The 25,325-nt window shown below is 35.9% G+C and carries 23 protein-coding genes and 1 tRNA gene; 17 read left to right on the forward strand and 7 right to left on the reverse strand.

The window, feature by feature from the left end; translation table 11 throughout:
• The first annotated feature begins 87 nt into the window (after positions 1 to 87).
• Complete coding sequence (locus EGI31_RS22555; RefSeq protein ID WP_255039453.1) at positions 88 to 507, forward strand: nucleoside-diphosphate kinase; 420 nt, start codon at positions 88 to 90, stop codon at positions 505 to 507.
• A gap of 73 nt (positions 508 to 580) precedes the next feature.
• The gene (locus EGI31_RS22560; protein WP_255039454.1) at positions 581 to 2,095 is read left to right on the forward strand and encodes a trehalase family glycosidase; all 1,515 of its coding nucleotides are present in this window, start codon (positions 581 to 583) and stop codon (positions 2,093 to 2,095) included.
• On the opposite strand, the gene lolA1 is transcribed toward EGI31_RS22560, so the two are convergent.
• Both lolA1 and EGI31_RS22570 read right to left on the reverse strand, forming a co-directional pair.
• Positions 2,096 to 2,737 (reverse strand): outer membrane lipoprotein periplasmic chaperone LolA1, encoded by a 642-nt coding sequence (gene lolA1 / locus EGI31_RS22565; protein WP_255039455.1) that lies wholly within the window; start codon positions 2,735 to 2,737, stop codon positions 2,096 to 2,098.
• A gap of 71 nt (positions 2,738 to 2,808) precedes the next feature.
• Positions 2,809 to 5,292: an FtsK/SpoIIIE family DNA translocase gene (locus tag EGI31_RS22570; RefSeq protein WP_255039456.1), complete on the reverse strand. Its 2,484-nt coding sequence runs from the start codon at positions 5,290 to 5,292 to the stop codon at positions 2,809 to 2,811.
• Positions 5,293 to 5,589: 297 nt separating this feature from the next.
• Here EGI31_RS22570 and EGI31_RS22575 point away from each other — a divergent pair, with 297 nt between their 5' ends.
• The 3 genes from EGI31_RS22575 to EGI31_RS22585 are packed head-to-tail and all read left to right on the forward strand — an operon-like array spanning position 5,590 to position 10,114.
• Entirely contained in the window at positions 5,590 to 6,444 is an 855-nt protein-coding gene (locus EGI31_RS22575; RefSeq protein ID WP_255039457.1) for a ThuA domain-containing protein, read from the forward strand.
• Positions 6,445 to 6,471: 27 nt separating this feature from the next.
• Positions 6,472 to 9,630 carry a PVC-type heme-binding CxxCH protein gene (locus EGI31_RS22580; RefSeq protein ID WP_255039458.1) on the forward strand — a complete coding sequence of 1,053 codons (3,159 nt, stop codon included), beginning with the start codon at positions 6,472 to 6,474 and terminating at the stop codon, positions 9,628 to 9,630.
• Between the two features lie 40 nt (positions 9,631 to 9,670).
• Positions 9,671 to 10,114 carry an FKBP-type peptidyl-prolyl cis-trans isomerase gene (locus tag EGI31_RS22585; protein WP_255039459.1) on the forward strand — a complete coding sequence of 148 codons (444 nt, stop codon included), beginning with the start codon at positions 9,671 to 9,673 and terminating at the stop codon, positions 10,112 to 10,114.
• Between the two features lie 77 nt (positions 10,115 to 10,191).
• On the opposite strand, the gene EGI31_RS22590 is transcribed toward EGI31_RS22585, so the two are convergent.
• Positions 10,192 to 10,773 (reverse strand): LOG family protein, encoded by a 582-nt coding sequence (locus EGI31_RS22590; protein ID WP_255039460.1) that lies wholly within the window; start codon positions 10,771 to 10,773, stop codon positions 10,192 to 10,194.
• Between the two features lie 214 nt (positions 10,774 to 10,987).
• Between EGI31_RS22590 and EGI31_RS22595 the strand changes: the two genes are divergently transcribed.
• Positions 10,988 to 11,452, forward strand: coding sequence for a DUF5004 domain-containing protein (locus tag EGI31_RS22595; RefSeq protein WP_255039461.1), 465 nt, complete (start codon positions 10,988 to 10,990; stop codon positions 11,450 to 11,452).
• 51 nt (positions 11,453 to 11,503) lie between these two features.
• Here EGI31_RS22595 and EGI31_RS22600 read toward each other — a convergent pair whose 3' ends face one another.
• Positions 11,504 to 12,766, reverse strand: a complete 1,263-nt coding sequence (locus EGI31_RS22600) for a PQQ-dependent sugar dehydrogenase (protein WP_255039462.1) — start codon at positions 12,764 to 12,766, stop codon at positions 11,504 to 11,506.
• Positions 12,767 to 12,853: 87 nt separating this feature from the next.
• On the reverse strand, positions 12,854 to 13,807 hold the full coding sequence (locus tag EGI31_RS22605; RefSeq protein ID WP_255039463.1) for an alkaline phosphatase family protein: 954 nt from the start codon (positions 13,805 to 13,807) through the stop codon (positions 12,854 to 12,856).
• 365 nt (positions 13,808 to 14,172) lie between these two features.
• On the opposite strand from EGI31_RS22605, the gene EGI31_RS22610 reads away from it, so the two are divergent.
• The 6 genes from EGI31_RS22610 (at position 14,173) to EGI31_RS22635 (ending at position 18,497) form a co-directional block, all read left to right on the forward strand.
• Positions 14,173 to 15,435 (forward strand): site-specific integrase, encoded by a 1,263-nt coding sequence (locus EGI31_RS22610; RefSeq protein ID WP_255039464.1) that lies wholly within the window; start codon positions 14,173 to 14,175, stop codon positions 15,433 to 15,435.
• A 3-nt stretch (positions 15,436 to 15,438) separates the two neighbouring features.
• On the forward strand, positions 15,439 to 16,353 hold the full coding sequence (locus EGI31_RS22615) for a hypothetical protein (protein WP_255039465.1): 915 nt from the start codon (positions 15,439 to 15,441) through the stop codon (positions 16,351 to 16,353).
• Positions 16,354 to 16,479: 126 nt separating this feature from the next.
• Entirely contained in the window at positions 16,480 to 16,749 is a 270-nt protein-coding gene (locus EGI31_RS22620) for a helix-turn-helix domain-containing protein (protein ID WP_255039466.1), read from the forward strand.
• Entirely contained in the window at positions 16,746 to 17,057 is a 312-nt protein-coding gene (locus EGI31_RS22625) for a hypothetical protein (RefSeq protein WP_255039467.1), read from the forward strand. Before EGI31_RS22620 ends, EGI31_RS22625 begins: the two co-directional genes overlap by 4 nt.
• Positions 17,054 to 18,067 (forward strand): hypothetical protein, encoded by a 1,014-nt coding sequence (locus EGI31_RS22630; protein WP_255039468.1) that lies wholly within the window; start codon positions 17,054 to 17,056, stop codon positions 18,065 to 18,067. The genes EGI31_RS22625 and EGI31_RS22630 overlap by 4 nt, the downstream gene beginning before the upstream one ends.
• A 28-nt stretch (positions 18,068 to 18,095) precedes the next feature.
• Entirely contained in the window at positions 18,096 to 18,497 is a 402-nt protein-coding gene (locus EGI31_RS22635) for a hypothetical protein (protein WP_255039469.1), read from the forward strand.
• Between the two features lie 236 nt (positions 18,498 to 18,733).
• On the opposite strand, the gene EGI31_RS22640 is transcribed toward EGI31_RS22635, so the two are convergent.
• Both EGI31_RS22640 and EGI31_RS22645 read right to left on the reverse strand, forming a co-directional pair.
• Positions 18,734 to 19,471, reverse strand: coding sequence for a hypothetical protein (locus EGI31_RS22640; RefSeq protein WP_255039470.1), 738 nt, complete (start codon positions 19,469 to 19,471; stop codon positions 18,734 to 18,736).
• A gap of 163 nt (positions 19,472 to 19,634) precedes the next feature.
• Positions 19,635 to 19,707, reverse strand: a tRNA-Met gene (locus EGI31_RS22645).
• Positions 19,708 to 19,971: 264 nt separating this feature from the next.
• On the opposite strand from EGI31_RS22645, the gene EGI31_RS22650 reads away from it, so the two are divergent.
• From EGI31_RS22650 to EGI31_RS22670, 5 genes are all read left to right on the forward strand, one after another.
• A complete protein-coding gene (locus EGI31_RS22650; RefSeq protein WP_255039471.1) occupies positions 19,972 to 20,970 on the forward strand; it encodes a tetratricopeptide repeat protein in 999 nt (332 codons plus the stop codon).
• Positions 20,971 to 21,287: 317 nt separating this feature from the next.
• Positions 21,288 to 22,913: an LTA synthase family protein gene (locus tag EGI31_RS22655; protein WP_255039472.1), complete on the forward strand. Its 1,626-nt coding sequence runs from the start codon at positions 21,288 to 21,290 to the stop codon at positions 22,911 to 22,913.
• Complete coding sequence (gene era, locus EGI31_RS22660) at positions 22,910 to 23,797, forward strand: GTPase Era (RefSeq protein WP_255039473.1); 888 nt, start codon at positions 22,910 to 22,912, stop codon at positions 23,795 to 23,797. The genes EGI31_RS22655 and era overlap by 4 nt, the downstream gene beginning before the upstream one ends.
• Before the next feature lie 149 nt (positions 23,798 to 23,946).
• Positions 23,947 to 24,456 carry a cupin domain-containing protein gene (locus EGI31_RS22665; RefSeq protein ID WP_255039474.1) on the forward strand — a complete coding sequence of 170 codons (510 nt, stop codon included), beginning with the start codon at positions 23,947 to 23,949 and terminating at the stop codon, positions 24,454 to 24,456.
• An 80-nt stretch (positions 24,457 to 24,536) separates the two neighbouring features.
• Entirely contained in the window at positions 24,537 to 25,325 is a 789-nt protein-coding gene (locus EGI31_RS22670) for a hypothetical protein (RefSeq protein ID WP_255039475.1), read from the forward strand.

Here is a 25,325-nt window from a genome sequence, read left to right on the forward strand (position 1 = left end):
TTTCTTTAAAAACTCTAGTTGCTACAAATAATAGAACTTGTAAAAACACAGCTAAAATGTATTATTTTTGCAAAAAAATAAATTAACATGCCGAATAATAGAACATACTCCATGGTAAAACCACACGCGGTGGCAGATAACCATGTAGGAGGAATTTTGAAAATGATAGAAGAGGGTGGATTTAGAATTGTGGCCCTGAAAAAAACGCAACTGACAGCAGCTCAGGCTGGAAAATTTTATGAAGTTCATGCCGAGCGTCCTTTTTACGGTGAACTGTGCCAAATGATGTCTGAAGGTCCTATCGTAGCTATGATTTTGGAAAAGGAAAATGCCGTTGCAGACTTCAGAGCCTTGATAGGTTCTACAGACCCAGCAGAGGCAGCTGAAGGAACAGTAAGAAAAGCCTACGCCAAATCAAAAGGTGAAAACGCTGTTCACGGTTCGGACTCTGACGAAAATGCGGCTATAGAAAGTGCGTTTTTCTTTAGTGGATTAGAGAGATATTAAAATTTTAGGAAATATCAGAAAATGGCATCTTTGTACACTAGAGATGCCATTTTTTATGAATAAATGATTCAAGATGAGACTTTTATTGTGTTTCGGGTTGGTTTTTTTACTTATTTCATGTGGCGAAACGGTTACTAAAAAAGAGTATCAAGCTCCCGATAAGAAATGGGGAGAGCTTTTTGTGGAGGTTCAAAAACAAAAAATCTTTGAGGATTCTAAAGTTTTTGCCGATGCCACTCCAAAGTTTAAGGCAGACAGTATTTTGCTAAAATTTGAAAAGCAAATGTCAACAGAAGGATTTGATTTAAAGAAATTTGTAATCGAAAATTTCAATTTGCCGAACTATGCTTTTGACGAAAAAAAGTCGACCTTAGACTTTGAGAAATACCTTGAAACCACCTTATTGTCACTAAAAAGAGAGCCAAATGATGACAATGGTTCACTTATTCCGACCCGAAAAAACTACTTTGTTGGAGGAGGTAAATTCGAAGAGTCAAATTATTTCCGTAGTTATGTGATAATAAGAGCTTTACAGTCAATAAAGGAAGATACACTGGCCGTAAATCAGGCTATAAACAATGCCCAATTTATCCAAGATTTTGGACATGTGCCTGCAGGAAATCGAACTTATTATATGTCGAGAAGCAATCCGCCAGTGTTTGCATTGATGATAAAAAAACTTGCCGAAAAGGACCCTAAACAATTGGAGATTTTTGGTACACAACTTATGCGGGAATACCAATATTGGATGTCTTCGGAGTCAAAGGAAGAAGTTTCGAAACAAAAAGAAGCACAAGGTAGGGGCGAAAAGTCGTTTCAAAAAGTAGCATTTTTGCCCAACAATAATCTTTTGAATAGATATTACGACAAGGAAAATGTTCCAATGGCTGAAATTTCTATTTCAGGAAAAACCACAAAGGGTTTTTACGAAAACCTGCGAGCAACTCATGAATCCGAATGGACCGAAGGGAAAAGATGGCTTTCAAATTCCGGTCTTACCCAAACCGCCGATATTTTACCAGTTGAGCTGAATGCCCTCTTATATTTCATGGAAACTACTTTGAGCGAGGTATATAAAGCCAAAGGAAAAGATGATTATGCGAAAAGCTTTGCTTTGTTAGCCGAAAAACGAAAAGCTATTTTCAACGAATATTTTTGGAACGAAAGCAAGGGTTTTTATTTTGATTATGATTTCATGACTCAAAAACAAAGGGAATCTTCAACTTTGGCGGGTGTTTTTCCGCTTTTGGTCGGGTTGTCAGATCAGAAACAAGCTGATAAGGTAGCTCAAAAACTTGAGAAGGACTTTTTGAAAACAGCGGGATTGGTAAATGAGTTAAATGGCTCAGAAATAGGCACTGCCGAGTTTCAGTTTTTTGCCATAGAAGCTCTAAAAAAGTACGGTAAAGCGGATTTAGCTCAAAAAATTAAAGACAAATGGTTGAAAACCAATCGAGAATATTTTGCAAAATTTGGGAAGATTGAGAGCAATTATAATTTACTTGAACCTTTAAGCCCACAAAAAAACTCCCATCAACAAAGAATTGACGGGAGCTTAAGTGTTTTACTAATACTTTTGAAGGAGTGATTAACGCAAATCCACCACTTCCACTCCGGGATATTTTGCCTTGTCGAAAGTGAAAAGGGCATCGGCTGCAGGTACGTTTGGCACAAATTTGTCGATTCTAAAAACCGTCTTTTTACCAGATTTATCCCAAACTTTCCAAGTTTTTATACTCTTATCGCTCTTGTTTACAGATATTTGTATTTTGGCCACATTAGACTTGCCTGATGTTGGCGAGAGCTCAACTACTTCGTATGATGCTGCTCCTTCTTTCTTTTCTTCTTTGAAAATGTACTTATAGCCTTTTTTGTAGATACTATATATTTTGGTAGGAGAAAAATCGCTGTCATCGTTAGGGTTGAAGTCCGAAATATTCACTTCATTGGTTTCCTTAACATATGTATAAATGTCTTTACCGTTGTTGAATATCTCCTGTCCTGCGGTTTTTAGCTTGAATTTATTGCCTTTTACGGTAACATTTCCAGTAAAAACATTGCTGAGCTTCATGTTGGCACCCTCTACACCATAAGTAAAGTTGGCGTTGAAAGTCTTCAGAGCTTTATATTTTGCACTCATGGCGTCTAATATGGCCTCGGCTTTTTTGTCTTGTGCCATAGCACTCCATACAAAAAACAGTGCTGTTATTATCAAAAATCCTTTTTTCATTATTGTTTGGTATGTTTATAGGTTAGACTCATTCTAAAGCCGATAGTTTATTTCAACTTACGTAAATCAAATTAGCTTCGCTGCAAATTTCGTAAAATTTCTTCTAAATGTTCTAAATCTTTAATCAAAACTTCTCTGGCTTTGCTACCCTCAAAAGGCCCTACAATTCCAGCTCCTTCAAGCTGGTCAATGATACGCCCAGCACGGTTGTAGCCCAGCTTCATTTTTCGCTGAATGAGTGAAGTGCTTCCTTGCTGATGAATAACCAATAACCTGGCGGCATCATCAAACAATGGATCAAGCTCTTTCGGGTCAAAATCCAAGGCGTCTGGTTCGTCATCGCCATAGAATTCGGGTAGCAGGTAGGCCGATTCAAAGGCTCTTTGCTCGCCAATATATTCACAGATACTTTCTACTTCTGGGGTATCTACAAACGGGCATTGGATACGGATAATCTCTGAACCCGTTGATAGCAACATGTCTCCGTTTCCTACCAATTGCTCCGCTCCACCGGTATCCATAATGGTTCTAGAGTCTACTTTGGCAGTAACTTTGAAAGAAAGCCTTGCAGGGAAGTTGGCTTTTATTAGACCCGTAATTACGTTTACCGAAGGTCTCTGTGTAGCCACAATCAAGTGAATACCAATGGCCCTGGCCAACTGTGCCAAACGGGCAATGGGTTGCTCGACCTCTTTCCCAGCCGTCATCATTAAGTCGGCCAATTCGTCAATTACCAACACGATGTATGGTAAAAATTTGTGCCCTTTCTCAGGATTTAGTCTGCGTTTGATAAACTTGGCGTTGTATTCTTTTATATTCCTTACCCCTGCATCTTTCAAAAGATTGTATCGGTTGTCCATCTCGATACACAATGAATTAAGTGTATTGATAACCTTCTTGGTGTCCGTAATGATGGCTTCTTCTGCATTTGGTAGCATGGCTAAAAAATGCCTTTCTATTTTGTTGAAAAGCGTAAGTTCCACTTTCTTAGGGTCTACCAATATGAATTTTACTTCCGATGGATGTTTTTTGTAAAGAAGTGAGGTAAGAATAACGTTCAAACCGACAGACTTTCCTTGTCCCGTGGCCCCGGCCATCAATAAGTGAGGCATTTTAGCCAAGTCAGCAATGAATATTTCGTTTGATATGGTTTTGCCTAAAATAATGGGCAATTCATAACCCGACTTTTGAAATTTATCAGAGGCCAAAACCGATTTTATCGAAACCATTTCTCGGTTTTTGTTCGGTACTTCTATACCAATTGTGCCTTTTCCGGGCATAGGGGCAATGATACGAATGCCCAAAGCTGCAAGGTTCAGAGCAATATCGTCTTCAAGGTTTTTGATTTTAGAAATTCTCACGCCGGCTTCGGGTACAATTTCATAAAGCGTAACTGTAGGTCCGATAGTGGCTTTTATGGAAGCAATACCAATTGCAAAATTGTTAATGGTCTCCACAATCTTGTTTTTGTTGGCTTCGAGTTCTTCGTTGCTCACCTTTGGGCCATTGTTGCCATAATCCAACAACAGCGAAAGTGGCGGATATTGATAATTTGAAAGGTCGAGTTTGGGGTCATATTCTCCAAATTCTTTCAATAGTTCATCAGAATCTTCTTCTAATTGAATTTTTGACAAAATACTATCTTTGATTTCTTCCACAGAAGTTTTTTCCTCCTCTGGAGCTTCTACCGTAAAAGCTATATTTCCACCCTTAAAAGGTTCCTTTGCTAAGGAAGAAGGCTCAAAAACCACTTCTTTTTCATCGTTACTAACTGTTGACTCGGCTTTTTGATTCGGTTTTATTTTATCAAAAAACTTATCGGCTAGCGAAGTTGACTTTGCATCTTCTTCATGGTCCTCAATTTCCTCAAAATCCTCTTCATCGTCATTTCCGAAGGTAAACTTTCTCTTTTTTGGGAAATACCTACTCAAAACATAGTCGTCGATTTTGGTAAATCCATGAAAAAACACCAACCAAATAAATAAAGATAACAGAATAACCAAGATGCCGCCATAGCCAAACATGGCAAAAAGGAATTCATTGGTATGATAACCCAAGTTGCCAGTAAGTGTAAGTGTTTTTATTTCAAACACATAAACAAAATAGCCAAAGAAAATAGAAATAAAAAACAAGTAGAAAACCGAGCCAATGGTGTATCTGTTGAGGTTAAAACGGAACAAATCTTCCTTAAAAACAAGACGAAAACCCGAGAAAAAGATAATAGGAATTAGCAAAAACGCCGAAATACCGAACCAGATATAAATAAACCAGTGGGCGATATTCGCTCCAAACCAGCCCAGGGTGTTATTGGTTTTTTTGTCCAGTTTGGATATCACATTTTCCATACTTTCTTGCAGCACGTCTTGGTCGGCCGATCCCGTGAAAACATAAGATACAAATGCTATCAACAAAAAGACCGACAACAAAATAAGGAAAACCCCAGCTATAAATGGCAACTGGCCATTTTGAGGTATAATATTTCCCGGAATTGGGGAAGACGGACGCTTTTCAGACGGCTTGGTGGCCTTCTTTTTAGCTCGAAAAGAATTGGACATCGTAGTATTTTTATGGGAAAGCGAATGTTCAACAAAATTAAAACATTTTAAACGAACATCAGCTAAACTTCTTTTTCTTTTTGGGTAAAATTTGTTTAAAACTAAGTATAATAATCTGAATGTCACAAAAGACTTTGAACTAAATAATTATCAATCAGATTTTTGTGATGCACAGTTTCCACCTGATATTTTTAAATTACGGCAAGGTTTAAAGAATAAATCTAGGCTTGGTCATTATTAATTTTTTTTATTAAAACCTATTGACTAAATTTATTGGACAATATTCAACCATAAAAAATGCAGAAATTAATCCTTCTTTTTGGGCTATTCATTGGCCTATCATTTTCAGAAAATTTGTTGGCTCAAAAAAAACCTTTGATTGTGTTCGTTTGTGGCGATCATGAGTACAGTGGCGAAGAAACCTTACCCATTTTGGCGAAAGAATTGGAGAAAAACTATGGTTTTGACGTAAAAGTTTTAAAATCGTATCCCAATCAAAACGCTGAAAAAAATATACCAGGTTTAGAAATTTTGAAAGAGGCTGATTTGGCAGTTTTTTATTTGCGTTGGAGGCAGTTGGTTCCCGAACAACTCGCAATGATTGATGATTATTTGAAATCAGGCAAACCGATAATGGGTTTTAGAACCACAACCCATGCTTTTAATTTCCCGAAGGGTCATGAGTCAGAAAAATGGAATGCATTTGGGGAGTTTGCTCTTAACTCACCTCCAGGATGGGGTGGTAAAGCGGCCCACACGCATTATGGACACAACAGCACCACTGATGTTTCTGTAATTCCGAAGGCAAAAAAACACCCTATTCTTAAGGGTGTATCTCCAAATTTTCATGTTAGTTCGTGGTTATATAGAGTTTTGCCTGACTATCCAACCAAAGGTTCGGAATGGCTTTTAATGGGCAAATCAGTTAATCCAGACAAAGCGGCCATCGATAATCCAGTGGCTTGGGTTGGAACAAATTCTTTCGGTGCCAAAGTTTTCACTACTACGCTCGGTCATCCAGAAGATTTTTCAGTCGAAGCATTTCAAAGGCTGCTAATCAACGCCATTCACTGGGAACTTGGGCTTAGAGTACCTAAAAAATGGAAAGGAAAAATAGATATCAATGTGCCTTATAGAGGCATGGTTAATTAATGTTTCAAAATATTATCAATTTATATCATGGCCTTTAGCTTAAAATTTATTCTCCTTTTTTTTGTTTTTACTTTTTCAAATTTTGACTCATTTCATTGGTTCAAACCTAGCGTCATAGAACTAAAAAACGACAATCACATTTCTATGGTTGGTGGAAATTTGGGCTCTAGAATGATGAATTATGGGCATTTCGAGACAGAAATATATGTTCGAAATCCAGACAAAAATCTCACCATCAGAAATATGTGTGATGGCGGCGACACGCCAGGTTTTAGACCACATGCCAGTAGAAATTTACCTTGGGCCTTCCCAGGTGCAGAGAAATTCCAGACCGAATACGCTAAGAATTCGGAAAGCGAAGGTCATTTTGAAACTCCTGATCAATGGCTTACCCGTCTGAAAACAGACGTAATAATTGGATTTTTTGGTTACAGTGAGTCTTTTCAAGGACCAGCTGGCTTACAAAACTTTAAAAACGAGTTGGACGCATTTATAAAACATACCAAGAGCCAAAAATATAATGGAAGTGAGGCTCCAAAACTAGCCATTGTTTCTCCAATTGCCTTCGAGGATTTGTCTGCCCAGTTCGATTTGCCAAATGGAGTAAAGGAAAACGCAAATCTATGGTTGTACACGCAAGGGATGAAAGAAATTTGTGCAAAAAATGATATTCTATTTGTAGACGCCTTTACTCCTTCAAAAAAATGGTATGACACTACAAAGGAGGCACTAACCATAGATGGCTCGCAATTAAATGAGGAAGGATATAAAAAATTCTCACTCCTAATTACGGATTCTATTTTTGGCAACTTTGAACCAATGAAGGATCAAAATAGAAGACTAATCCATGCCGCCGTGATGGAAAAAAACTGGATGTGGCACAACGACTACAAAATACCGAACGGAGTGCACGCTTATGGAAGAAGATACAATCCCTTTGGACCAGACAACTATCCTGACGAAATAGCCAAAATCAGAGAGATGACGGATATCAGAGACAGAGCGATTTGGCTTGCAGCCTCCAAAGGAGAAAAACTTGATGTGGCAGCAGAAGACAAGAAAACAAGGACTTTGCCTCCAGTAAAAACCAATTTTAACCCAGAAAAAAACGGGAGTCTTGAATATTTATACGGTCAAGATGCATTGGATAAACTCAAAGTGCCAGCTGGATATAAAATTGAGCTATTTGCCTCGGAGAAAGAATTTACTGATTTGGCCAACCCTGTTCAGATGTCTTTTGATGGAAAAGGACGTCTATGGGTGGCTACTATGCCCAGCTATCCGCATTATAAACCTGGTGATACTAAGCCAAATGATAAAATTCTGATTTTGGAAGACACCAACAACGACGGTAAAGCCGACAAGCAAACGATTTTTGTGGAAGGGCTTCACTTACCTTTAGGTTTTGAAATCGCTCCAGAGGGTGTTTATGTTTCTCAAGGGACTAACTTAAAACTTTTTACGGACACCAATGGCGACGATAAAGCTGACAAAATGGATATTATTCTGAGCGGCTTTGACGATCACGACACGCACCATAACAGCAGTGCATTTTGTGCGGATCCTTCTGGGGCTATTTATTCGGGTGAAGGAGTGTTTCTACATACCAATGTTGAAACTTCTTATGGAACAGTGAGAGCCACAAATGGTGGATTTTACAGATATAGCCCACAATTAAAAAAATTGGAAAGAACTGCACAGCTCGCCATTCCTAATCCATGGGGAATAGCTTTTGATCATTGGGGCCAGCCATTTTTTGCTGAAACTTCGAGCCCAGACGTGCGGTGGATGATGCCCGGAACGGTTTTGCCCCGTTATGGCGAAGCTACTCATAAAGGCTTTCAGTTGATAGAAAAAGACCACATGGTACGTCCAACTTCTGGTTTGGAATTTCTCTGGAGTAGACATTTTCCTGACGAAGTACAGGGCGACATGCTGATAAACAACACGATTGGATTTTTAGGAACAAAACAGCATAGTGTCGTAGATGACGGCACGGGTTATAAAACCAAGCACCGTCAAGATTTGATTGTGAGCGAAGACCGTAACTTCAGACCTGTAGATATGGAAATAGCTCCTGATGGCTCATTATATGTTATTGATTGGCACAATATTCTTATTGGACACATGCAGCACAATGCCCGCGATCCACTGCGTGACCATGTGCATGGAAGAGTTTACAGAGTTACCTATCCTTCAAGACCATTAGTTACCCCGGCCAAAATAGACGGTGCAAGTATTGAAACGCTACTGGATAATCTCAAACTGCCAGAATACCGCACCAGATATCGCACTCGCAGAGAGCTGAGAGGAAGAAACCTCAAAGAAGTTTTACCAAAAGTGACAGCTTGGGTGGCTGGCTTAGACAAAAATGATCCGAAATATGAACATCATGTCTTAGAAGCACTTTGGGTTACTTGGGGCTTGGGCAAAGTTGATCAGAAATTGTTAAAACAAATGCTGAAGGCCAAGGATTATCATGCACGGGCAGCAGCTGTCGAGGTTTTGAGATTCACCACTCACCAAGTGCCAGATCATGCTCAATTATTGACTCAAGCTGCTCAAGATGAAAATAGTAGGGTGAGATTGGATGCCATAGTGGCCGCTTCATGGATTGGAAAAACGAAGGGTTTACCTGTATTAGCAGCAGCCGAAAAAAAACCTTTAGATGAATGGATGATTCATGCACATAAAACGGCAGTGGCTCATTTAAGTGGAAAAGCCGTAGTTAAAGAAAAGGCAGCCGTAGTTGCCAGTGTTTTAAAAGGCAAAGACCTAGAAATGTTTAACTTAGGAAGAGAGATTTACAACAAAGAAGGCTACTGTGGTACCTGTCACCAGGCAGATGGTAAAGGACTTCCGGCATCAGGTTTTCCACCTTTGTCGGGAACAAACTGGGTCCAAGGAAGCGAAGAAAGACTAATAAAAATAGTTCTGAATGGTTTGATGGGAGAGATTGAGGTGAATGGTAAAAAATTCCCTGGTCAAGTACCCATGACTCCTTACAGTGGTTTATTGAATGATAAGGAAGTAGCGGCAGTAACTACTTATGTAAGAAATTCATTTGGAAATCAAGCTTCGCCAGTTCAACCCGAAAAAGTGAAGCAGGTAAGGGCTGCAACTGTAAAAAAGAAAGATTTTTATAGCCCAAGACAGCTTTTGGAAATGCATCCAATGGAAAAATGACGTAGTTTTGTGCATGAAAAAATTTAGCATACTTGTTTTAATGTCATTTTGTTTAGGAACATTGGCTTGCGGAACAAAAAAAGTAAAAGAAAATAAAATGCAAGAATCAGAAGAAGTACAGATAGAAAATTACATCAAGAAGAATGCTATAAAGGTGGACTTCAAGTCTAACAGTGGCTTAAGGTTTATTCTTAATCAGGAAGCAAAAGATGGAATGTCTTTAAAACAAGGGCAGTCGGTAAAAGTAAAATATTCAGGTAGTTTGCTTAATGATAAGCAGTTTGATGCCGGTTCTTTTAATTTTATATTGGGTGTTGGGCAGGTGATTACAGGCTTCGACGAAGGCATAGCCAAACTGAAAGTTGGAGAAAAAGGAACGCTGATTTTCCCATCGTCTATAGGTTATGGAGCGGCGGGAGCGGGTAGCGATATTCCACCAAATTCGCCTTTGATTTTTGAAATAGAAGTTTTAGCAGCTCGGTAAAACGATTTTCCTAAATTGTTATACATATCGATTTTTTTATATTCTTGAAAATCGTACAGCAATTTAGGAAAATTGCTCTACAGTTGCTCTTTTTTGAGCCACTTTTCGGCATATTTTGGTGTGTAGTTTTCCATTTTTTGAAGTAGTTGATCAATGTCTTCATCTACTACCACGAGGTCTCTATTTTCCTTTTTCAAGAAACCCTCTTCTACCATTACATCCATTTGCTTGAGGAGGTGGTCATAAAATCCGTTTACGTTCAAAATACCCACTGGTTTTTGATGCAGGCCCAATTGTCCCCAGGTGAGAATCTCAAAAAGTTCGTCCATACTGCCAAATCCACCCGGCATAGTGATAATCCCGTCCGAAATTTCCTCCATTTTAGCTTTCCTTTGGTGCATGGTTTCCACCACGATTATTTCTGTGAGGTTCGGGTTCGCTACTTCCATCTTTACCAAAAAATCAGGTATGATGCCGATGGCTTTTCCCCCGTTTTCCATCACGGTTCTCGATATTACGCCCATAAGTCCTACATTTCCAGCTCCGTAGATGAGAGTTATGTTTCTTTTGTTGAGGGCCAAACCTAGTTCTTTGGCAGTTTCTACATAAATTTCTTTGTTGCCCGAGTTGGCACCACAATACACCAAAATTGAATTCATCGTAAGCTCTAAAATATTCTGTTTATGTTCCAAAAGTACATTTATTTCTTCTTTCGCGTAAATAATAGGTACAAATTAATCATTTGGCTTTGTATTTGCTTTATTACAGTTTTAATCGATAATTAAGTCTATAAAATTGCTCTCCAAAGCAAAATGATGGTTTTTTTATTTACTTTTATTGATACTTAGGATTTATTAAACATAATTAACAAAAATGAAATTCTTAAAACTTCGGTCTGTTGCTTTGGTAGCAGTATTACTCATTGGATTGGGTGGTTGTAAAAAAGAGGATGTTGGACCAAACTCCAAAATTGTTGGTACCTGGAAAATAAGTAGTGCTGTTTTCAAAGATTCCTCAGGTTCTTTAGACTTTTGGGCTCTTTATAATGCTTTTTACGCTTGTACCAAGGAAATTACGATGTCATTTACCGAAGACGGGAAGTATTCGGTTTCAGAGCCGGCTAATTGTGTTGATGAAGACGGTCTATCATTGTTTTTGTTTACCAAAACGGGCACATTTACACTTACTGACGATATTTCTTTAGATATTATAGAGAGCGACGCCACTCCTTATAAGGGCAAGGTTGTGTTTGCAGACGGTAAATTTACCTGGACTTACGACGAGGTATTTCAGGGGGAAGCCACTACACTAACAGTCACATTTACAAAGGTAAAATAAATGAGTAATGTAGAAAATGGTGATTCGTTTATACGACGAATCACCATTTTTTTATTTTCTGCCGCTATAAGTTATCTTGAATATAGTACCCCCAAGGTCATCGCTAACGTACAGTGCCCCATCTGGACCTTGAGCCAAACCGCAAGGGCGATGTTGAATAGGACCAGTTGGCTTCACCAAGTCAGTTCCAGCAAAATTATCTGCAAAAATCTCCCATTTACCTGTTGGTTTTCCATTGACAAATGGCACAAAAGCCACCAAATAACCTTTTTTCAATTCTGGTGATTGACCATGAAAGGCAATGAATGCCCCATTTCGATATTTGGCAGGAAACATTTTTCCTGTATAAAACAGCAAGTCATTTGGGCCTAAATGTGCAGGAAAAGCTACCAAGGGATCAATGGCTTTTTCGCCTCCTGTCATTTTTCCGTCTCCGCCATATTCAGGAGCCACGATTTTCTTCTTCTGAAATTGATCATAATATATATACGGCCAGCCAGCGTCATCTCCTTCTTTCATCTCGTAAAGGGTTTCTGCCGGAAGTTCTTGGCTTTGTTTTGGGGTATAATATTGCGGATAAAAATCATGAAATTGTCCTCGGCCATGGATGGTTACAAAAAGGGAATTGGTTTTGTTGTTCCAAGCAGTACCAACGGCATTTTTTACACCTGTAGCAAAACGTTTTCCGTCTGCATAGGTTTGATTCAGTTTATCAGCATTAAACTTCCAAATACCACCAGCAGAATCTAGAATAGTGCATGGCATCATTCCTTTTCCTGTGCCTTTTTCTCTACATGGGTCATTGTAAGACCCTACCGTCACGTATATGTTGTTGGCATTGTCCAATACGAATGGTTTGGCATTGTCTCGGCCTTTATCTACCAAGCCTTCAACAATTTCCTCTGGGGCATCAATATTGATGATTTCTTCCTTTTCATTGAGTTTGTACCTCATAACTCCAGTATTGGATGAAGCGTACAAGTAACCGTTTTTTATGGTAATTCCGGTTCCAGGATAGTTTCCGAACATTTCGGTCTTTTCTATTTTGCCGTCTTTATTGTCATCTCTGAGTACTACTATTCCTTTTCCTTCCTTCAGTTTAGAAAGTTTTGCGTAGATTACGCCGTTCTTAGAGACCGTCAGATGGCGAGTAGAACCCAGTTCTGTTCCGAGAATGGTAGCCTTAAAGCCAGTAGGAACCGTGATTTCACTTTTGGGAACATCAGGTGGAGTTTTCTTTCGGATTATTTCAGAAGGCTTAAAGGAGATAATAACAAACGATGCCAAAGTGGCCAAAATCAAAGTTTTTTTCATGTTTTTAAGGAAGAATAAATGTTTTATAAATGTAAATGGATTTTTTGTAAAACCCACACATAATTCTTCCAAAACGGACTTTAGTCTTTAAAAAAACGAAACTCCCTCCAAGTTTTCTTTTACAGAATTGGGTATTTCGATGTTTAAAAATTTACAAACTGATGGAAAAATATCAACCACAGCCAAGCCATTTTTGAATCTTGGATTTTTGGGCTTTTTATTTGTGGCAATCCAAGTTTCACGCTCTCTGTCTGATTGTCCACCGTGATTTTTGCCAGTTTGTGCGTCACGACCATGGTCGGTAGTTACTATCAATAGCCAGTCTTCTTTGAACTTCTTCTCTCTAAGACTTACTGCCTCATATACTTGACCAATCAATTGGTCTGCGTGTTCAACAGATTCGTAGAAAGTTTTACTGTCACCATGTCTATGGCCCATGTCATCGGTAAATTCCAAATATAACCAAGATACATCTGGGCCCTTTGATTTTATGGTTTCTGCAGCTTTTTCGGTTACAAGTTTGTCAATATTTTTGATGTAAATCTTATTTTTATCGTGTGGGAATGCCACTGTATCCAATTCATAACCATCATATTTATAGTCTATAGTCAAGTTGTTAGTAGCTGTAAGCCCTTCGCCCAAAAGCTTGGTGCGGTTGTCGAGCCAAGTAGAGAAAACCCCTAGCTTAAAGTTTGGATTTGCTTCTTTTGCGACTTTGAAAAAAGTGGGATAGTTATAATTCGGGGCCTCTATACCATTTCCCCAAACATTGTGTTTGTTGGCCCAAGTGCCGGTTAGCATGGAATTATAGCCAACGGCCGATATGGTCGGCGATTCAGTTTTTCCACCTTTTTCGCCACCAACATATGCTTTACCAAAACCACCTTTGGAGGTAAGTTTATCTAAATGAGGAGTATTTACTTTGGTAATAACATCGTAAGGAATGCCATCAACTAATATTACCAATACCTTTTTTTGTTGGGCGAAGGAAAGTGTTAAAAAGAAAAGATTGAATATAAATAAAAAGATTCCTGTTTTCATTTTGGAATTAAAAGTTTTGTCAAATTAAAATTAAAAAAAAGACAAAAACCTAAAACCAAAAACATTTAATATAAAAATAACAGGTCGGGAAATTGATTTCGGACTTGATTGAATAAAAAAAGGAGGTCAAAGACCTCCTTGAGTAGCGGGAACAGTGCTAACACCTACTTAATTTGATACTTTCTCAAACCTTTGTAAAATGTCATAAAAACACTATTCTTAATGCTTTTGAAGGCTATTTTGTCTTTTAGATTGTTTAACTACATTAATCTAAATATTGTATTTATTAACAAAAATGCGTAACCATTTGCGTAACCAATTAATCTAATCATTATCTTTGAATAGCAATTAAAAAAGATACTATTATGGCAAATGCCTTTTTTAGATTACGAAAAGCCAAAGATAACAAAGAACAATTGATTTATGTAGGTTATAGATTTGGACAAGACCAGTTAATTCATTCAACAGGCATCAAAGTTTTGCCTAAACATTGGGATTTTAAAAAGTCACGTGTCAAAAACATAGTGGAGTTTTTCCCTAAAGACGAAGTGAATGCTTTTCTTACTGACTTAGCAAATTTTATAAATACTACCGCAACGATTTATAAAACTCAAAAACAGGAGTTAAGCAAAGAAGTACTTAAAAACGAAATAGACCTTTTTATAAATCCTGAAAAGGCATTGAAAGATAAGCCTAAAAACTTATTTGCTTTTATCGAAAAGTTTATTCTTGATTCAAAAGAAGGGAGGAGGCAAATTGACGGCAAAGAGGTCAATGAGCGTACAATTAAAAGATATAGCACCACCTTTTCAATAATTAAAGACTTTCAGTGCCAATATGAAAGGGTTATTGATTTCAACAACATAGATATTGATTTCTATAAGGATTTCAACAACTACATGACCAAAGTAAAAAACTATGCACCAGCGACAATGGGCAAGCATATCTCCACACTAAAGACTTTTCTAAAGGAAGCAACAGAGGAAGGTATAAATACGAATTTGAAGTTTCAAAGTAAGGCTTTTAAAGTGGTTGAAACAGAATCAGATACGATTGCACTTTCTGAAAATGAACTACTTGAAATGTACCAGTTAGATTTGTCTCAAAACGCTAGATTGGAAAAAGTAAGGGATTTATTTATCATAGGTGCAAATACAGGACTTAGATTCTCAGATTTTACAGATATTCAAGCAGAAAACATTAAAAAGGACGCTAACGGTTATTCCTTGGATATTATCCAATTCAAGACCAAAAATAGGGTTATAGTGCCATTAAATGATATAGCGTTAGAGATACTTCAAAAATACAATTTCAAGCTTCCTCCTGCCATAAGTAACCAAAAATTCAATGGTTACATTAAAGAGGTTGCAATTTTAGTTGAAAGCTTACACGACAAATACACCAAAGTTGTAACTAAGGGAGGAAAAACAGAGGAGATTGTACTTTGCAAGTGGGAAATGGTGTCAAGCCATACAGGCAGAAGAAGCTATTGTACTAATGCTTATGAACGTGGAACACCTGCAATTTCATTAATACAGATTTCAGGACATAAGACCGAAAAAAGCTTTTTGAAGTACATTAAGACATCAAAAGCAAAACACGCTGAAATAGTTAGAAAACATCAATAAAATATGGGAAAGGAATTTACACCAAACATTGAGCATTTTAAAAATTTTGAAAGCTTAAATTTTAAAGAAAGAATTGAACTATGCTTTGTGAAAAACAATCTTGATACCTTCAATATTGGTATAGATGAAAATAATGTGTACGCAATTTCAGGAATAAAATATTTAGATTTGTATCAAGTGCCTGAGGGTAAAAAATATTATTATTTACACCCTAAAAGCGAAGAAGAAGAAAATATAATAATTAGCATTTTTGAGGATAATGATTTCTTTATAGGTAGAAATTTCGGCTCATTTGATTCGAAAGTTGACCAAGTATTATCATTTGACTTTTTAAAAGAAAATTGGCGAATTAGGTTTGAAAAAGCCCCACTAAAAGACGAATTTCTATCTGAAGAAATCATACAAATCAAATATAGAATTGAGCATAGCAATGGTATATTAAACCATTTTAAAGAGTTTTATGACTTAGGTGTAAGAAAAGGGAAAAATGGAGGTATGATAAATCATTATTTCTGGCAATTGTATTTTAAATATTATGAAGCCTATAGCATTTTTTCAAGTTTTCATACTTTGGTTAGTTGTTTGAAAACATATTATAATGGTTATTTTATGTTTGAATATTATGCCTTTTTAAGAAAAGGAGGTATTGAGGAATTAAATCTCAGTTATAAAGCAAAAACAGATTCTAAAATAATTAAATCTCCGACAAAAACAGAAAAACTTTTAATTCCTAATTTAGTAAAAGAGACAACTAAAAATCCAAATATTTCAAAAACTGATTTAGCCCAATCGATGGAAAGGAGCGGAGTATGTAGAGAGAGAACGGTTTTTGCATTTTTCAAAAAAATAGACATGGGAAAAGTTAAGATTAATGACTTTACTGCAATTTACCTAGAAAAATACTCTTCAATCAACTAGCTTATATTCAAACACTTAGACTGTCTATTCTACTGAAAATTTTCAGTTTACTTCATTAATTTTCAGTGGATTACTATTTTTTTTGCATATTAATTTGTGTTCAAGTTTAATAAAAACAAGAATACAATGGGCAATCCTTTCGAAATTATTGAAGCTAAGCTTTCTTCAATTGAAATCTATCTACAAAAGCTTAAACCAGTTGAATTGCCTCCACTAAAAGAGGACGAACGATTCCTAGACACCAAACAAGTAGCAGAACTTTACGGAGTTTCTTCTGTAAGTATTTGGCAATGGGAAAAGGCTAATATTCTAAAGTCTTACAGAATCGGGAATCTTAAAAGATTCAAATATTCAGAATTGTTAGAATCTCCAAAACTTATTCAAAGAAGAAAATGAGAAATATAGATTCTTTTTTGCAGAAAAGTTCGGGAGAGGACAAGGCAAACGAAAACCACTTTATTGCTCAATTTAACAAAGTGTATTTGGAGTATTTTGAAGAGCCACAATCAATGAAGTCAGTTGCTAAAAAGCTAGAAATTGATAGGAGTAGTGTTTGTTGGTACAATAGACTAATGAGATTAAATGGTAGAATTTGGGTTGCAAAAAAAGCTAGGTGTCCATACTCTAAAAGAATAGTATTTTACTATACTACAAATCCAAGATTAGTACCTCCTTCAAGTCAATTAAGTCTATTTGACCAATGATAGATTTTATCAAAATTGAAAGGCTAAAAAGTGGTGTTAGGGGAAACCCACTTTTAAATGGAAAATGGATTCTTACAAGTAACGAGGATGCAGTTTTTTTAAAAGAGGAGGCTATTTACAACAAGCTAACGTTTGAAACCAAAAAGGCCAAAGAGTCCGATAAATACTATTCAAAAGTTAGTGGGAGTATTCATTATTATTTCAATGGAGGTTTACACAATTACAATGATTTTTCATTTACTAACATTGTGGAGGTTGTTGATGAAATCAGCGAACAGTTCGAAATTGACCATGCTAACGAGTTGAATAACCTTGAATTTGGGGTAAACGTTAAATTACCATTTGAGCCAAAACTTATTCTTGATAACCTAGTGACCCATAAGGGGAAAAAATTTTCTCATATTACCAATCAAGGTAAAAATTACCATCAGTGCGAACACACTCAATTTATTATCAAAATGTATCACAAAAGTTTGCAGTTTGGTTTAGCTGAAAACATACTCAGGTTTGAAATTAAGGTTTTCAAAATGCAGTACCTCCACCGAAATGGAATAGATATAAAGAGCCTAAAATGCTTAAAAAACAAAGCCATTTATGAGCCGCTAGGGAGGCTTTTATTAAAGGTCTTTGATGAAATCTTAATTGATTGTGAGAATCTTGATACAAGCGTATTAACGGATGCCGAAAAGGCTACTTACCTATTGGCAACGAAACCAAATACTTGGAAAAGAAATAATAGACTAGATTCAAAAGGGCAAAAACAACTCCAAAGGTTATTAGAAAAGTATCATAAACTAATAAATCGGCATACTAAAGGAACAACCAATAAACACAAAGTTGAAGAATTGATAGAAGAAAAATGGAATGAATTGTCCGAAATTTACCACTCCGCAAAAACAATAATTCAGGATAACATTGTCCAATATTTACTATTTAAGTATAATGTAAGTTTCGGACATAAGCCATTTATCCACTACCAAAGGCCAAGTATTTACAACAGAGATTTTTGAAAAGAACAGAGATTTACAAAAAGTAGAAATGAAAGGATTTACAAATAATATTCATGGACGACCTAAAGGTGTACCAAACAAAGTGACCGCTGAATTACGGTCTTTGCTTCACGATTTTGTGACGGAGGAATGGGAGGCTATAAAAAGTGATTTTAGACAATTACAGCCAAAGGAACGCCTTATCTATTACGAAAAGATTTTGCAGTATTGTATCCCTAAGAATAGCAAATCAGGACTTGATTCAGAGGAGGCAAAGATTGAACAACCCATTTTTGAGACAATCCACTGTTATGAGATTGATTTGGAAAAAATCCAATATCAAGACTTAAAAGAAATGATTCAGGATTCTGAAATATTTATGAGTACTAGGCATAAGGCACAATTTCGATTAGAACTGCCTGACAATCACAGACAATATGAAGCAGATTAGAATAAAAAAAGTTGTAATTGGCGTTTACAATTTCATTGTTGAATACTTATCAGAATTGCTAATATTAGCAGTTTTAATTTTTGGTTGATAATCTTTTAAGATAAAGATAAAATTGAGCCATAACCACCAAAAGGAAAATAATGGAGGGGTACTTCAAATCCTTAAATCAAAACACTTTGGTTACTGTAGACTCAGCAAAACAAAACCGATTCCTAATTTCGAAGGTAGGGGGTCATTTACTTAAAATGGCTAAGTACTTTGTATTTTATTAAGGTATTCGTGGCTGAAAGTATTTCAATTTTTAATCCTTTAAATCCCACTAACGTACTTTCGTTCAAATCATATTGAATATCTTGTGTAAAGCTCGGTCTAGCAAGGTCATTTGAGAACTCTCGGTAAATAAATTTAATTGAATTCCCAACTTTTCCATTGTAAATAAATTCCTGTTTAAACGATAACTCTTTATTCAAAACAACTTTTTTTTGCTTTATATCAATTAATTCTTTGGATTTAGTTGCCCTAATCAAAGCGGGGTCGGTTAGTTCTATATTCAAATCTACAGGTACTAAACTTGGTACAATTTTATAGTACTTTAAATCAGGAGAAATCATTAGAATAGAATATAAATTTTGAACATAAGATTTAACTAACTTATCTTGTTGAACATAACATTTATCTACACAAACATAATAATTCCATTTAGCAGATTTCTGAACCAAATATAAATCAGTTGGTTCTATGCTAACAAATGCACCAAATGTACTTTTTTCTAATGACTTATTTAAATGGATACCATCATAAACCTCCTGAATAGTTTTATCGACCAATGTAGAACCAATTTCACCTTCTGATTCACTACCAATTTCAGGAAAGAAAATCATTTCTTTGGAAGGTTTTAGAATTTGGGCAATCAAGAAATTAGTATTCGATAGAATGAGGAATAAAGAAAAAGCGAGGATTAGTCTTTTTATCATGTTTATTTTAGTTTTATGCTAAGGTCTAAAAAAAAAGCAAATTTATAAAGTAACAGACAAAAAAGATTGGCAATTTATTTAAATGCGTAACCGTTTGCGTAACCAAGAGCAATAAAAAAAGTCGTAACTAATTGATAAGCAATTGATTACGACCTTTAAAGAGTAGCGGGAACAGGACTCGAACCTGTGACCTTCGGGTTATGAGCCCGACGAGCTGCCAACTGCTCCATCCCGCGATATTGGACTGCAAAGGTAAGATAAATTTTTCTATTATCAAGAATATTTGTAAAAAAATGCGAATTTGATATTTAAATTGCAATTTGTTTAAATAAAAGACTCATAGAAATTCTCCATACTTTAAAAGTGAATTAGTAAAAAATAGTACATTTAGAAAATGTAAAATTATTAATCCAGGGGTTTCAATTTTTAAATTATCTCATTAAAAACATATGTTAAATAATTTTTCGAAAGCGATCTTTTTTTTATTAATTTATCTTTTTTTGGTCACTACAATTCATGCACAAAAATTAAATCCTGGAATTCATGAAACAGCCTATAAGCTTATTTTAAGCGATAAATTTAAAGATGCTGAGAACTTAATATTGAAAAAAGCTATTGACGGGGATATTGAAGCTCAATATTTAATTTCAATATTGTACAAATACGCGGTTAGTTCTTCTGATAAAATTGGAAAAAAAGCTTGGGCTAATTTTGAGTTTTGGCTGTCGAAGGCAAATAGTAATAAATGGATTCCTAGTGTAACAACAACAAACATCGATACCCTTGGTATACAGTATTTATCGTCTACAACAAATAATTGGGATTTGGTAAAATACAACCTTAAATCTAAAGTTGGTTTTATTGAATTTGGAGAAAGCAAACGTGATAATATTATTAAACATGCAGCAAAAAATAATATTTATGATTCACAAGTTTATTATTATAAGAATATTCAAAAGGTGGTAAAGGATTCTTCAGATTTATTTATCAGTTTATTGAAAACAGCAGCCAATAATGACCATTATATAGCTAAAGCTGACTTGGCATTATTTTATCATAATGGATATTATATGGAAAAGAACATAGATTCCTCTATACATTGGTATGGGAAATATTTGGAATCAGGAATAAATGAATATAATCAGGATTTATATTCTCTTTATGAAATAGGAAAAGACTTTGAAAATGATTTGGAGAAGGGGCTTACTACTTATAAGAGATTTCTTAGTATATCAAGGAAGAATAGTCAAGAAATGCAAGAAGAGAACTTTCTAGCAAATATAGGAGAACTTTACTTGAAAAAAGAAGAGCCCAAAATTGCTATTAAATATTACAAAAAAGCTCTTAAAGTAAACCCCTTTACTAGGAGAACTTACTATTACTACAAATTAGGGTTTTTATATTCAAAATTGAAAAAATATAACAAGTCATATTATTATTTACAAAGATCAGATTTCGAGGAAGCAAGAAATCTAATTAGAGAATTGAATAAGAGGTAACTCTTTTAAACGTATCCATTTTGATTATGTTATCTTTATTCAATAGGTTTCTCAAATATACACCTTCAGTCCTTATCATCAAGATATTAGCTGTTTTAGTTTTGTTTTCCTTATCTCGAATACACTTCTATTTTTCCAATCTTGATTTTTTCCATAATATAAGCTTTCAAGAGTTCACAAAGATTTTACAGGGCGGTGTTAGATATGATATAGTTAGTGTTCTTTACCTAAATCTACCTTTTATTTTAATTTATATTTTCCCAGGAAATCATCTGCAGGGTAAGAAATTCAGAGTTTTTACAGATGTTTTGTTTTTTATGACCAATGCTATTGGCCTTCTGGCCAATTGTATCGATGGGGTTTACTATCAATTTAATCTTCGACGGTCTATTTACTCCAGTTTGGTGGAGCTTCAAGATATCAATAATTTGGGCGTTTTGTTGCTTAGCTTTTTTACACGCTACTGGTCTGTTTGGGTAGTTTGGGTATTTTTTTTGGTTAGTATTTGGTTGATTATCAAACATATAAAACCTTCAAGAGGTTTTAAAAACAAACATACCCAATTTGATTTTGCTTTCATTTCGGTCTTTTTTATTGTGGCAGGCCTGCGTGGAGGTGATCTGTATCATTCCACAAGGCCTTTGGGGCTCAATCATGCCGGAGAGTATGTAAAACAGCCGCATCATACGGCATTGGTTTACAATACACCTTTTACCATTTTCAAAACCTTGGGAGGTGGTAAAATTAAGAAGCTAACTTTTTTTCAAAATGAAATTGAGCTTGAGAAAGCGTTCAATCCTATTCATTTGCCCGATTCAAGTAATACTTTCAGGCCTTACAATGTTGTTGTTATAGTTATTGAAAGCTACAGCGAAGAAGCTTCAGGTGTAGTAAATAAAGATAAAACAACTGGCGGATTCACCCCTTTTTTGGATTCTTTGCGACAAAAGTCATTCTACTCGGAGTATAGTTTGGCCAACGGTAAAAAGTCTATTGAGGCACTTCCGGCTATTTGGTGCAGTCTACCAAGCTTTAAGCAACCTTTTGTGCTTTCTTCGTTTTCAACCAATAAGTTAAATAGCTTACCAAGTATGCTGAAAAGCAAAGGATACCACACATCGTTTTTTCATGGAGCCCCGAACGGCTCAATGGGTTTTCAGTCGTTTGCCAATTTGGTAGGCATAGATCATTATTTTGGAAAAAAGGAATACGCTAATGAATCGGACTCTGATGGTATTTGGGGTATCTGGGACGAGCCATTTTTGCAGTTTTTTGGCAAAAAACTCGACCAATTTCCTCAGCCTTTTTTTAGTACGGTTTTTACGCTGTCGTCTCACGATCCGTTCAAAATACCGAGGCATCTAGAAGGCAAATTTAAAAAAGGCCCACATCCGATTTATGAAACACTCAGCTATACAGATTATGCCTTAAAACGTTTTTTTGAATCTATAAAAAATAAGCCGTGGTTCGGAAATACTGTATTTGTCATAACCGCAGACCACACTAGCTCTCATGCTACTATACCAACTTTCAGCAATAACGCAGGGCGATTTCGGATACCTATTTTCATTTATTTTCCAGAAATAATAAAGCCCACAAAAACAGAAAAAATGATCCAGCAGATCGATATATTTCCGAGTTTGATGGGTTTATTGAAAGTTGAAAAACCATTTTTGGCATTTGGGAGAAATGTATTTGATTCATCAAAAGACGACTACGCCATCAATTATTTTGAAAACTACCAATGGCACTCTGGAAAATATGTTATGCTCTTTGACGGTGAAAAACCGCAGGGATTATTTAATTTTGCAAATGATGGATTGCTGAAAAATAATTTATCGAAAAAAGAGCCTCAAAGATTGGGTGAAATGCAATTACAAGCGAAAGGATTTCTCCAACAATATCAAAACAGATTGATAGAAAACAGATTAACAGTAGAATGAAAGAGCACAAGGCGGGATTTATTAGTATTGTTGGCAAGCCAAATGTAGGAAAATCTACCTTGATGAATCAGCTAGTGGGCGAGAAATTGTCTATCATCACCTCCAAGGCTCAGACTACTCGCCACAGAATAATGGGAATCGTTAATGGCGAAACGGAAGACTTTGATTTTCAGTTGGTTTACAGTGACACTCCTGGTATCATAAAGCCACTTTATGAGCTTCATAACGCCATGATGGAGTTTGTACACGGTTCTATCGAAGACGGGGATGTAATACTTTTTGTGACGGACATTTATGAGAAATACGACGAAGAAGATGTCATTCAGAAATTGCAAAAATGTCAAAGTCCGATAATATTGATTATCAATAAGATAGATTTATCAACCCCAGAAATTGTTCAAGAAAAAATAGATCATTGGAAAGCGGTTCTGAATCCAAGTTTAATTCTTTCGATTTCGGCACTCCAAAAAGTAGGTATTGACGGACTTCTGGAAAATATCATCAATTTAATGCCTGTTCATCCGCCATACTTTCCAAAAGAAGAGCTTACCGATAAGCCCGAAAGGTTCTTTGCGGCTGAAATCATCAGGGAAAAAATATTTTTGAATTATAAAAAAGAAGTACCTTATAGTTGCGAGGTGGTAATCACGGCCTTTAAAGAATCTGACGATATCATTAAGGTTTCTAGCGAAATTTATGTAGAAAGAGCTACTCAAAGAGCAATTTTACTAGGCCATAAGGGAGAGCGAATCAAGGTTGTCGGTACTGAGGCGAGAAAGGAAATGGAACAGTTTTTTGGTAAAAAAGTGTTTCTCGAGCAGTATATTAAAGTAGAGCCCGATTGGCGTCAGCAAAAAAACAAATTGGAACGCTTTGGGTATTAAATTTTTAAGAATTGCTTTAATACACCGTTTAATAGGATTAATAAGCAAGTTGGTTAACACCAATATTTCGGCATGGTAGTTGGTTCTAAAAATGAAGAAAAACAAAATATAATTATTACTTTAGAGTTTTAAAACATTCCTAATAAAAAATGAAATTAGAACAAAAAAATAGCAAAGAACTGGTTTTTGAATCTATTGCAGAATTTATAACAAATGAAGGATTCTCAGTTATTTCGAAGGATCAAAATCGCCCTTGGGGAGGTTTTTTTGTGATTGATGAATCTCAGGCACCAGCGTTTATAAACAAATTTTTTTCACATCTGAGTCTAGAGGATTTCGCAGGTTTCGAGAAACTCAGCCCAAAAATATTGGTAGTAGCACCACAAATGCGGCTTTCGTGGCAGTATCACCACCGTAGAGCCGAAATATGGAAGCTGATTGGTGGCGTGGCTGGCGTAGTGATATCAGACACCGACCAAGAAACCATACCGCAGCCATTACAAATAGGGCAGGTAATAAACCTGAAGTGTGGCGAAAGACACAGACTTTTGGGAGCAGATGGTTGGGGAGTTGTAGCGGAAATATGGCAACACACCGATAAAGAAAATCCTTCTAATGAAGATGATATTGTTAGAGTTCAAGACGATTTTGGAAGGTGAGAAATTTTTTTAAACGTTAGACCATAACCGTAAAGAGTTTTGGTCTTTTTTTTGCTACAAATTCTTGAAACCACATTTAAATGAATTCTTATTTTAAGAGCATTATTTATTCCACAATCAGTTGTTTTATTTTTTCATCTTCTTTTTCTCAAGACAGGATTCTTACTAAAAAAGGGGATACCTTAAGTGTTTTTGTGAAAAATATTGAAGCTTTAAAGGTTTTTTATGTCAAAACAAACACTCAGTTATCTGAAACATTAGAAATTTCAAAATCCACTCTTCATAAAATAATATGGAGAACTGGTAAGGAATATATCATAGATCAGGAATACGAAAATTTAGTATTATCGTCAGCTCTGAAAAATCAGAATTTGGGGACTCCTAGCAATCAAAAGGCTACTAAGGATGTCCTTTCAAAGGATGTATTAACAACTAAACAAAATATTTTATTTCCAGAAATAAAAATTGATACTTTGCCTCCTGCTCCAATTTTGAAGCGAGGATATAGGTTTTTTTACTACGTCTATAAGGTAAATGGTCAACGTGTTAAGGCTAAGAAGATGGAAGAGGTCATGAGGAAGTATGACCAACAAAGTCATTTTATATTTTCAGATGGCCTTTATGATGTTAAAATCCATAGGAGGAATTTTTGGATAGGAACAGCCGCTAGATTAGCAAGTATACCGTTGGTTTATGTAAGCCCTGAATTACAAGGTGGAGTGAGTTTTGGACTTAGTATTTACAATTTTGTGCAAGAATTGAAAGTCTGGAAAGGCCGCAGAGCCATGAAAAACGCCATTAATTTATACAATAATAAGCGGAAGTCAAATATCTTAAAACCTGTGAATGCAGTCATAAGGCCACGTTAA

This window comes from Lacihabitans soyangensis, assembly GCF_024343775.1.
GTDB classification, from domain to species: domain Bacteria; phylum Bacteroidota; class Bacteroidia; order Cytophagales; family Spirosomataceae; genus Leadbetterella; species Leadbetterella soyangensis.